Source organism: Exiguobacterium sp. 8H (assembly GCF_902506255.1).
GTDB classification, from domain to species: domain Bacteria; phylum Bacillota; class Bacilli; order Exiguobacteriales; family Exiguobacteriaceae; genus Exiguobacterium; species Exiguobacterium profundum.
The window spans coordinates 1-10,468 of sequence record NZ_LR733461.1 but is presented as its reverse complement, the minus strand read 5'-3'; the positions used below and the strand labels follow the sequence as shown (position 1 = coordinate 10,468).

The following is a 10,468-nucleotide window of genomic DNA, read 5'->3' as shown; positions in this document are numbered from 1 at the left end:
TTTTGAGAGCATCTAAAAATCTCACGATGTTATGTTCAAAAGGTTCCTGAAAGTTAGACAGGGTTATTACATCATATGTGCACGAACAACCTCGATGTGTTTTGTAATACAAATGTTCACGAAAGTGTGAGGATAAGTGTAAATCTTTGTCAGTTAAGTTTTAGTAGTTTGGCTATACACACGTGATGAGGTAATTGCTTTCTGCGAAGTTTAATATGTGAGCATGATGGAAGCAATCGCTGAATGTTGGTGTTAGGTGAGCTTCGTTAAAATTACAATTCGCTGGCTGAATAAGGTTAAGTGTGATAACTAGGCTCTTTGGATTACACTAGTTTCACAAGAGTTCTACAGATTCTTTTGTGAGAGCATCTAGTTATGTTCATCATGCTCCTCTTGAGGCGAATGATTTCATTCGACAATTGAGATTTAGATTTTTAATAATACGATTAATCGAACACAGGCTGTTGACGAACCAAATCGCATATAGCGCTTTGGTTCGTCTTTTTTTATGTTCAACGAGCTTGAGGCGTTCTGCCCGACAAAAGATTGAAGAAATGTTATGTAGACGGTCCTTTCTGGCCAACAGGTTGGCCAGCTTCTTCATGTTTTGTGCGGTGGCTGCCACCAGATTGGCGTGTTGGACCTTCGCGGTCCCCCTGTAGAAGGTGAAACGGAGCCCGTGGAGCTCTTTCTCATCGGCGAACGAGCGCTCGACGGTCTGCGGCCGCAGTCGGTAGAGGGATTTCCCAGACGCGGACAGGCGGTTCTCATTCACCTGCTCGCGGTAATGTTCATCGACGTGGCGTGTGATGTCCCTTCGGTGCGTCCGGCCGGACGTGCACTTCTCGAGGAGAGGGCAGTTCTGACAGATGGAGGGGTGGAGGGGTCGGAGACGTAATGGTGATAGCCGTGGCGGTCCGTCGTCTGATAGGTGAGGCGCTGTCGCGCCGGACAGAGATACGCATCTCCCTAGGGGAGGTACGTGTACCGGGTCTTGCGGAACATCCCCTTCTTCTCACCGAAACGCCTCCGGGCGATGACCCCGAAGATGCCCCGTTCGACGAGCGCCTTCGCGATCCCGGTCGTGAAGTAGCCTGCATCGGGTGCGACCGCCTCGAGCGGGAAATGGAAACGTTCGAGGACATGGTCGAGCCGATTGAGATAGACGGTGCTGTCCGAGACGTTCCCGGGTGTGACGTGTACATCGACGATGAAATTGTGCTTGGCGTCGACCGTCCGATGCGCCAGCCAGAAAAAGCCTTCCGGCTTCTGGTCACGATACATGTATCCCGCATCCGGGTCGGTCCGGCTCACCTTGACGAGCCGGCGCTCCCTCTTCTCAGATGCCGGTTTCAGTTCTTTTTTCGCGTTCGCCCGGATGTGCGTGGAATCCGTGATCAGGATGCGCCCGGAGACGAGACCGTGAGATTCCGCCTGTCGGACGATTTCCTCGAAGATTTGTTGGAACACGTCGTTCCCCTGGAAGCGTCGGCGGTAGGCCTGGCTGATCGTCGAATGGTCGGGAACCTTCTCATCGATGCCGAGACCGAGGAACCAGCGATAGGCGAGGTTCGTCTGAACCTTCCTCACGGTCTGGCGCACGGAACGGATGTTGAACAGGGGTCCGAGTAAGACAGTCGTGACACGTTCGGCTTCCTTATCACTCATGGCCAACATAAAAGTGGATAACACGCGAACCGTACGGAGCATTCTCCATGTGTGAAAGAAATATAAAGTTGACCTTCGCCGAATTTAACAAAGTAAATATGTAAAAAGTGGATTGCATTCTAAAATTCTGAACTGAGCCCCGTAAAATGGACAGTTTAATAAAAAGTCCACGTTTTCTATGCTGCGATCAGATGGTCCCGATATTGTTCCGGGGTCATTTTTTTTAGATTTCATTGACCGCGTTCGCAGTTGTAATAGCTTATGTAGTCTCCGACGATCGCTCGGACCTCCTCGACTGACCCGCACGAACGGTTGGTGACATAATCCTTCAAATGACCGAAGAACGATTCAATCGGTGCGTTGTCGAGACAGTTGCCCCGACGTGACATGGACTGGACCAGTCCGAGGTCGCCGACGAGTTGCTGGTAGTCCGGATGGGTGTAGTGGAAGCCTTGGTCCGAATGAATCATCGCTTCGGGATGTCGGTTCCCTTGGAGATGCTCTTCGAGCTTTTCCATCGTCTGAAAGACGAGGTCCATGTGGAGACCCGTGGACAGTTTATGTGCCACGATCTCGCGTGTGGCGACGTCCTTCACACAAGACAGATAGACGTTCTCGCCGGAGGCGATGGGGAGATAGGTGATATCGGTCACGAATACCTTCCCGGGCTCGCTCTGCCGGAACTCGCGGTTCAATAGATTCGGGCACGACGCGGTGCTCATACGAAGCCTGAGAGAGCTTTCGATAAGGGTTCATCCTTCGGATTTTGGTCACGATGTTATACTTGCGCATCAGTCGGAGGATTCGTTTATGGTTGATTCGGAACCCGAGGGTTGCGCGCACCTCCATGTAACAGCCCCCGATAACCGACTTTGCCTTTATGGCTGTCATGGATCTTCTTGAGGAGTGTCGCATCTAGGTAATCACGCTCTTCCCGGAGGGATTCCGCCTCGGCACGGTTCAACCAGGCGTAATAGCCACTGCGGCTCACTCCGGCGATCTCACATAGTGGGCGGACGAGATTCTTAAGCTGTGCGATGCGGATGACGGTGTTGATGGCCTGATATTTCTCTGCTGGTGTCAGTTCGTATGTTCCGCCTGCCCTTCTAACTTCTCTAGCTTTTTTAAGAGCTCGTTTTCTGCCGTCAGGTATTTGATCCGTGCCTCTGCCTTCGCCAACCGTTTCTCCATCGACTCGTCTGTTTTCGGGCGTCCGCTTCCCGTAGCCTTTCCACGTTTATCGTTCCGGAGACCCTCTTCTCCTTCTTTTCGGAAAGTTTGGCGCCAGCGGTTCAACGAGGATTGCGCTTTTCGTTTCCCGATCACCGTCAGATCGAATCCGGCCTCCGTGAAGATTTGTTGAGGTCCCTTGTCCTCAATATTTTCATGTACGGCCTTGACCTTAAACTCGGCGGTATACTGGATCGAGCGTTCTGATGCCGAAGCGACGTTCGGATTTTCTTCGAGCTGGTTGATTTGAGTCATGTTGAAGAGGATTTTACTCATGGTTGTTTCTCCCGTCTGAATGAATAGGTTCATTGTAGCGATTCGTATCCATACGAAAAACCCCGAATGATGCACTTTTTTTCAAGTGTCTATCATTCGGGGTTCAGTTCACTCATTTTATGCTAACGCTTTTTTTGTTACTTAAAAAAAGCGTTAATTCAAAAGTGCAAGTACTAACTTATATAGATCAATGAATGAATATTATGAAAGTATGTTTACCAAAACAAACTTCGCGCTCTATTTAAGATAGGGAATGGCATATACCTAATTCAAAAAAAGGAGTCTTGCTATTCCGTTTTTGATATTTGTCGAATTGTATAGCTTGCTAGACTGATTGAGTGATTTTTACGATGTTGACTTGTGATTCGATAGAGAAAGAGGATGAGACTAAATGAGAACGTCAAGAAAGGCACGACAAAAAAGAACAGGTGGAAAACAACGCAAAGAAACATATGTGATTTTTGTGGTGTTTGTTTTCATAGTAATTTTTTTAGTGGCGATTAATTTAGAATTCCGAGGAGGATGGGATAAAGCATTTGGAGTATACGGATCAATTATGATCACGTATTTAATTGGAAAAATGCTGCTGTCGTTTCTTTATAAACCTTATATAAATGAACCTGGAGAACATAGAGTGTCCGTCATCATCCCGTCATACAACGAAAAGCCCAAAGCGGTACTGGGGATTATTGAGAGCATTATTAAACAAGATTATCCCATCGCGGAACTGTTTTTTGTAGATGACGGTAGTAAAGACGATAGTGGATATTTAGCTGTACTCGAATATAAACAGAAACTTGAAATGGAAGGAGAATTACCGTTTAAGTTTGTGGTCCATAGACTTGAAGAAAATAAAGGGAAAAGACATGCTCAGATCTGGGCGTTCCAACGTGCTACTGGAGATATTTTTTTTACAGTTGACTCCGATGGATACACTTACCCCGATGCTTTAAGGGAGTTGCTTAGACCTTTTGTAGATCCTGATGTCATGGCTGTCACGGGACATATTAATGCAAGAAATAGAGATTATAGCTACTTTACTAAACTTTTAGATATGCGCTACGATAATGCATTTCGTGTTGAGCGCGCTGCGCAGTCCGTCACAGGAAACATCCTGGTTTGCTCAGGTCCCATTAGTTGTTACAGAAGAGAAGTTGTTTTGGAAAATATTGAACATTATGGAAATCAAAAGTTTCTTGGGGAAGTAGTGCAAACTGGTGACGACCGATGTTTGACAAATTACGCGATATTGAAGGGGAAAACAGTCTATCAGTCAGGAGCGCGTTGTGACACAGACGTACCTGAAACGTTAAGACAGTTTTTAAAGCAACAAGTGAGATGGAATAAGTCCTTTTTTAGAGAAACTCTTATTGCATTTTCAATTGGATTAAAAAAACCAGTTACCTTAGTTTGGGTAATGTTTGAGATGACTTTGTGGTTGCTATTCGGATTTATCGTAGTAGTTGCATTGTTATTCAAAGTTAAGTCGTTTGGTCTGATTATGTTGAGCTATTATTTGATTGCTATTTCGTTGTCCGCATATGCACGCAATGTTCATTATATAGTTAAACGACCTTTAATATTTCTAATGGCGCCACTATACGGAATAATACATCTAGTGTTACTATTCCCCCTTCGCTTCTATGCCCTGTTTACATTGAAAGAAACTAAATGGGGAACGCGTTGAGAAACGATTAAATATAACAAAATGATTCAAATTAAGGAGAAGTTAATTATGTTAGATACTAATATTTCTAAATTATCAAATTCAAAGTTCAAATCTTTAAAAAATAAGATTCAAACAAACAGCGCTGTAGTTGTTGTTTTAGGTCTTGGTTATGTAGGTTTACCAACAGCAAAGCATTATGTAGATAAAGGTTTTTCGGTGGTAGGATTGGATATTTCTGAAGATAAAGTTTCGCAACTAAAAAGTGGAAAGAGCTATATTCAAGATGTATCAGCTCTTGAGTTGGAGGGTATGCTAGAAAAGGGATTTTATCCAACCACAGATGTGGAAATTCTAAATGAAGCTGATATTGTTGTTATTTGTGTCCCCACCCCTATTGATCATTTGAAAAATCCAGATTTGAGTTATGTAGAAAATGCTGGCAAGATGATTTCGAGAAGTTCTAATGGGGACCTTTTGGTTATTTTAGAGAGTACGACTTATCCAGGGACTACAGAACGCTTCATTGCAAAGCCATTGGAAGAAAAAAAATTAATTGTTGGAGAAGATGTATTTATTGCATATTCTCCTGAACGGATTGACCCAGGAAATCAACACTTTTCTTTAGTAAATACACCAAAGGTTATCGGAGGTATGACTTCGAAATGTACAGATTTGGCTGCTGAATTTATTGGGGAGACAGCACATCGAGTATCGGATATTAAAGTGGCTGAACTATCTAAAGTTTTTGAGAATACATTCAGATGGATTAACATTGCATTGGTCAATGAAGTTGCAGAACTAGCACACTCTTTAGATATTGATATTTGGGAAGTGCTTGATGCTGCTGACAGCAAACCATATGGTTTTATGAGATTCAACCCAGGTATTGGTGTAGGCGGGCATTGTATACCGGTCGATCCTTACTATTTAACTTATATTATGAAGGAAAATGGGAAGACTACTCGAATGATTAATTTGGCTGGTGAAATTAATGATCAAAGAATCAATCATACTGTGATGCGTATTCTGGAGTGGTTTAATGAAAAACGTCTTGTTTTATCAGATTCTAAAGTTGCCGTTTTAGGGGCAGCGTATAAAAAAAATATTGGGGATTTACGTGAGAGTCCAGTGCTAAATTTGGTTGAAACACTAGAGAAATATACAGAGGAAATTGTTGTTATTGATCCTTATGTAGAATCTTCGCTCAGTGTAGCTCTTGGTAATCAACAAACCACTTACACTTCGAAGGTAGATTATCAAGCATTTAGCGAATATGATTTGGTAATTATTGCTACCCCACATGATTGCATCGATTATCAACGTGTTCTTTTAAATAGCAATCTCATATTTGATACGCAAAATATTTTCATGGCTGAGGTATATGCAGAATCGTCCAAAGTTCGTAAATTGTAAAGGTTGAAATTCATATGACAAAGAAAACTTATTTTGAAGAAGATAAGATGATTGAGAAGATTAATTTTTATTTCGAACAATATAAGAAAGAGAACAGTGATGTCATTACAATAAAATCTTATGAAAAATTCAGAGTGAAGTACCCTGATGCACCGAGTGTTTATTATGTTATGAAATGTTTTGGTGGATGGAGAATAGGATGTGAGAAATCAAACCTTCGCCCAGGTTTTAAATATAGTGAAAGAGAAGTTTTAGCAACATTACGAGAGGCAAGTTCTTTTCTAGGGGTTGACGTCTCTTATGAACGCTATAGAATGTGGGCGAAGAAGAATGGGCAGATATCACCTAAAGTACTTTTAAAGCGATTTGGTACGTGGGCAGATGTACTTAAAGTACTGAATGGAATCCATAATGAAAAAGAGAGTAGATAATCATGAAGAAAAAAGTGTGGCTGACAATCATTTCTTTGTTCGTATCAATTAACATAATAATCGTCGCCTTTGTTTGGTATAAAGCAGACGATCTATTTAACGAGATGAATTCGGGAGTAGATTTGCCCCTCCAAACTATAGGAGAAGTAAACCTTAAACAGAAGGAGCCTATTTCTATTTTGTTGATAGGTGTAGACGCAAGGCCGAATGATAAAGGACGAAGCGATACAGTTATGCTAATGAACTTAAATCCGAAAGAAAAAAAAGGAATGCTTATTAGCCTACCTCGTGACTTGTATGTGAATATTAAGCCCTCTAATACGATGGATAAATTAAACCATGCATACGCATTTCATGGCGTTCAAGGAACGGTAGCGACTGTCGAGAACTTTTTGGATATTACTATTGACCAAGTTGCAGTTATCGATATGGATGGCTTTAAAAAGGCAACAGATATATTTGGTGATATCAAAGTTGATAATAAATTTGAGTTTACGAGTGGGAAATATACCTTTCCAAAAGGTGAACAGTATCTGAGTGGCGATGAATTGTTAGCTTATGTGAGGATGCGAAAGGAAGACCCATTAGGAGATTTTGGGCGACAAGAGCGTCAAAGAGAGGTCGTTTTAGCATTCAAAGAGCAACTAGACAAGAACATCTCGCTTAAATCATTAAATCAAATAAAGAATCTTTTTGGTGAAAATATAGTTACTACATTGAGCTTAAGTGATTCAATTAATTTGATAAGTAATTATAACGATGCTTTCAAGTCTATTGAAGAAGTATCACTCCAATGAGAGGGTAAAAAAAGCTTCAGATGGAATATATTATTGGTATGCAGATGAAAATCAGATTCGCCAACTGAAAAATGAACTAAATTAGCTTATAGCTAGGATTAGACTACTTGATGTATCTCACAAGTTGATTAATCTTAGCCTTTTATTTTAACTATGGCGTAGATGAATATTTGAACATACTAAGGTAGCACCTTCAAAAGATTGAAAAATGAGTATATGAGGTATTAAATAACACACCATCTGGAAAAGGGGGATTAAAATGATAGAGTTTGTAAGTAGAACTAGTCAAATTGCTTATACTATCTATATGAATACTGAAGGAACAACAATTCAAGCACTTTCTAATAAGTATGGTGTTTCCGCTAATACAATTAGAAAAGAATTGAATCAACTAGATGCTATTCTTCCAGAGGGATGGCAGTTAGTTCGAGAAGGAAGGACAGGCGTACAATTAATATCTCCTTTAGATTCGAAAATTGAAGATCTGCTAAATAGCTTAAACAAATCTAATGATATGATGAGTTTACTTAAACTGATTATTGAAAAAGATGAGTGTACATCAGAATTCTTGTGCGACTACTTTGGTTATAGCAAAGCAACGTTATATAGAAAGGTAAAGCATATAAAAGACTGGCTGTTTGAATACGACATAATTTTAGAAACTATTCCTTACTACTATTTTGATGGGGACGAAAGAAAAATTCGAGCAATGATGGTGCAGTTTTACGATATATATTTTTCGGGTAACCTCCTAACTTCTGAATTAACTAGTGCTTTCTCAATACCGGATTTTAAACACCAACTAGGTGAGATATTGCTTTCAAATAACATATTTATTTCTATGGAAGAAACGAGAAGGTTGGTTTTATTGTTACACACTATGCATATACGCGCTGGTTTTCTAAGATATATACCAGAATTAAATAGAGAAATAAGGAGATCAGGAATTTATTATAGCATTGCAAATAAATTACATCTTTTTTTCCCGAAATATCTTAACAATGATGTTATGCAAAATGAATTTGCTTATTTCTCGCTCAATTTATTCGCAGGTGGAAGACCTAAAAATAGACAAGAAGAGATTTGGTCCATTAGAGATAATAAAGATAATGACTTACGGTTTATATGGATTTTTTCATTTTTAGAAGAATTATCTCAAAATTTCTATTTTGATTTTTCAAGTGACGATCAACTTGTTTATGATTTATCAAATTTTATATCGAGAGTAAACACTGATCATATGTTGCTGACGAATACTAGGAATAATCAGTTAATTCATTACTTTCCTCATTTAAATGAAAATAAACTTCTGTCAATAATTGATAAAGCTTTGCGATTGACTCCAATACAATTCCCTTCAGATAAAGATTATTCTCTCATTTATCAGGAAACTGACAAAATTCAACTTTTGGTTTTAATTCGAGCTAGCTTAGAAAGGTTTAAGCAGAATATAACTATTAATGTAGTAATCGTATGTAATACGTTACTTGAATTTTCAAATATTCATGCTGAGTTAGTGTATCGCTATGGTAATCGCTTGGATATCCGCTATATTGAGAGTTCGCACGTCCATCAAGTGAGATTAAATCCATATGTTGATTTTGTAATTAGTACTGTTAAAACTATTTCTAAATATGTACCTCATTTAGTTGTGATTGATGTAGGTACAATCCCGGATAATTCTGATTATGAAATGATTTCAGAGTATGTCATGAAGTTTTCTGAAAGAAAAATGAGCGGAACTTATACCGAAACACAGGAGGTTGAGAAATGATTAATTTTATGGATCGTCAGTCACTTCTTGCTTATCATTTGTTCAATGCGTTTACCCCCATCTCATATCAGACACTTTCAAAAAGATTTGGTATTTCTACAAACAAAGTAATAAGAGACATTGAAGACCTTGATTATCGCTTGCCAATTGGATGGGCAATTGTGAAAAAAAAATCAGGTGGTATCATTTTACAGCGCCCACAAAAAGGAACAATTAAAGATTTGTGGGATAGTCTTAATCAGACAAATCTTTATTTTCAGATTGTTCAAATTATATTAGAGGAACGCCCGTTTACACAGGAAGAACTTGCTGTAGAATTTCATTTGACGCGCCCTACATTGTTTCGACGCTTAAAAATAATAAAAAAATGGGCAGCGAGATTTAACATAAACCTTGATACCAGAGATTATGTGCAGTTTGTGGGTGAAGAGGATGATTTACGAGCTATGATAGTTCAATTTTATGATATTTTTTGGGGAGATGATTATCGGAAAAATCAATATTTCAACGAGGAACAGTTCATATTAGAATTGTCAAGTACTTGTCAAAGTAAAAGTATACAAATAAATATGGGAGCAATTAGAAGACTAACAATCCTTTTAAACATCATTCATTCTCGAAAACGAAAAAGAAAACGGTATAAGTTGAATTCCAATGTTAGTGTGTCTAAACAGTCTTTATATTATCAAATTTCGTCATCCCTGAAGACATTCTTTCCTCAGTATGACAATCTAAACGAACTTGAAAAGGAGTTGGAGTATTTCGGGTTTAACATTCTTTCCGAATTTCGTCCGAAAAACAAAAGTGAAGAAGTCACTTATATGAGAAGGAATCTTTATACTGACCATATTTCTCAAAATATATATACATTTTTATTTGAGCTCTCTAAACACTTTCAAGTTTCTTTCTGGGCCGATGATGATTTAGTGTTTGATTTAGTTAATTTGCTTCAAACTATGTATTTGGATAATAGATTGAGAACCAATTCTAGATCTAGTTATTTACTTCGTTATTATTATGTTTATGAAGAATATTCGCTGTTTAAATTGATTCAACAGACTATTGAGGAAGGGGATTTTGAGTTCATTATCAAAGATAAGCGCTTTTTGGAGTTGAATTACTTAGAAATTTTCTTAATAATTAAGGCTAGTATTTTACGTCAAAGATCACAAAAGTCATTAAAAGTAATTATACTCACACAATATGAACA

The 10,468-nt window shown here is 39.3% G+C and carries 8 protein-coding genes and 1 pseudogene; 6 read left to right on the top strand and 3 right to left on the bottom strand.

The window, feature by feature from the left end; translation table 11 throughout:
- Positions 1–382 precede the first annotated feature (382 nt).
- The 3 genes and pseudogenes from GVY43_RS16165 to GVY43_RS15800 form a co-directional block, all read right to left on the bottom strand.
- Positions 383–871, bottom strand: coding sequence for a transposase (locus GVY43_RS16165; RefSeq protein WP_371730312.1), 489 nt, complete (start codon positions 869–871; stop codon positions 383–385).
- A gap of 98 nt (positions 872–969) precedes the next feature.
- On the bottom strand, positions 970–1,710 hold the full coding sequence (locus GVY43_RS15805; RefSeq protein WP_159563818.1) for a transposase: 741 nt from the start codon (positions 1,708–1,710) through the stop codon (positions 970–972).
- 188 nt (positions 1,711–1,898) lie between these two features.
- Positions 1,899–3,174, bottom strand: a pseudogene (locus tag GVY43_RS15800) (IS3 family transposase).
- A 391-nt stretch (positions 3,175–3,565) separates the two neighbouring features.
- On the opposite strand from GVY43_RS15800, the gene GVY43_RS15795 reads away from it, so the two are divergent.
- The 6 genes from GVY43_RS15795 to GVY43_RS15770 all read left to right on the top strand — a co-directional run.
- The gene (locus GVY43_RS15795) at positions 3,566–4,861 is read left to right on the top strand and encodes a glycosyltransferase (RefSeq protein WP_159563817.1); all 1,296 of its coding nucleotides are present in this window, start codon (positions 3,566–3,568) and stop codon (positions 4,859–4,861) included.
- A 48-nt stretch (positions 4,862–4,909) separates the two neighbouring features.
- The gene (locus GVY43_RS15790; protein WP_159563816.1) at positions 4,910–6,256 is read left to right on the top strand and encodes a nucleotide sugar dehydrogenase; all 1,347 of its coding nucleotides are present in this window, start codon (positions 4,910–4,912) and stop codon (positions 6,254–6,256) included.
- 14 nt (positions 6,257–6,270) lie between these two features.
- Positions 6,271–6,687: a hypothetical protein gene (locus GVY43_RS15785; protein ID WP_159563815.1), complete on the top strand. Its 417-nt coding sequence runs from the start codon at positions 6,271–6,273 to the stop codon at positions 6,685–6,687.
- Between the two features lie 2 nt (positions 6,688–6,689).
- Positions 6,690–7,484 (top strand): LCP family protein, encoded by a 795-nt coding sequence (locus tag GVY43_RS15780; RefSeq protein WP_159563814.1) that lies wholly within the window; start codon positions 6,690–6,692, stop codon positions 7,482–7,484.
- Positions 7,485–7,743: 259 nt separating this feature from the next.
- Entirely contained in the window at positions 7,744–9,258 is a 1,515-nt protein-coding gene (locus GVY43_RS15775; protein WP_159563813.1) for a helix-turn-helix domain-containing protein, read from the top strand.
- Positions 9,255–10,468: helix-turn-helix domain-containing protein (locus GVY43_RS15770; protein ID WP_159563812.1), on the top strand; the 1,214-nt coding region annotated here is incomplete at its 3' end. The genes GVY43_RS15775 and GVY43_RS15770, both read left to right, overlap by 4 nt.

What these genes read in the sequence shown, in the direction of transcription:
- GVY43_RS15795 (WP_159563817.1), top strand. Translation starts at nt 3,566, where the DNA reads ATGAGAACGTCAAGAAAGGCACGACAAAAAAGAACAGGTGGAAAACAA.
- GVY43_RS15790 (WP_159563816.1), top strand. Translation starts at nt 4,910, where the DNA reads ATGTTAGATACTAATATTTCTAAATTATCAAATTCAAAGTTCAAATCT.
- GVY43_RS15775 (WP_159563813.1), top strand. Translation starts at nt 7,744, where the DNA reads ATGATAGAGTTTGTAAGTAGAACTAGTCAAATTGCTTATACTATCTAT.
- GVY43_RS15785 (WP_159563815.1), top strand. Translation starts at nt 6,271, where the DNA reads ATGACAAAGAAAACTTATTTTGAAGAAGATAAGATGATTGAGAAGATT.
- GVY43_RS15805 (WP_159563818.1), bottom strand. Translation starts at nt 1,710, where the DNA reads ATGCTCCGTACGGTTCGCGTGTTATCCACTTTTATGTTGGCCATGAGT.
- GVY43_RS15780 (WP_159563814.1), top strand. Translation starts at nt 6,690, where the DNA reads ATGAAGAAAAAAGTGTGGCTGACAATCATTTCTTTGTTCGTATCAATT.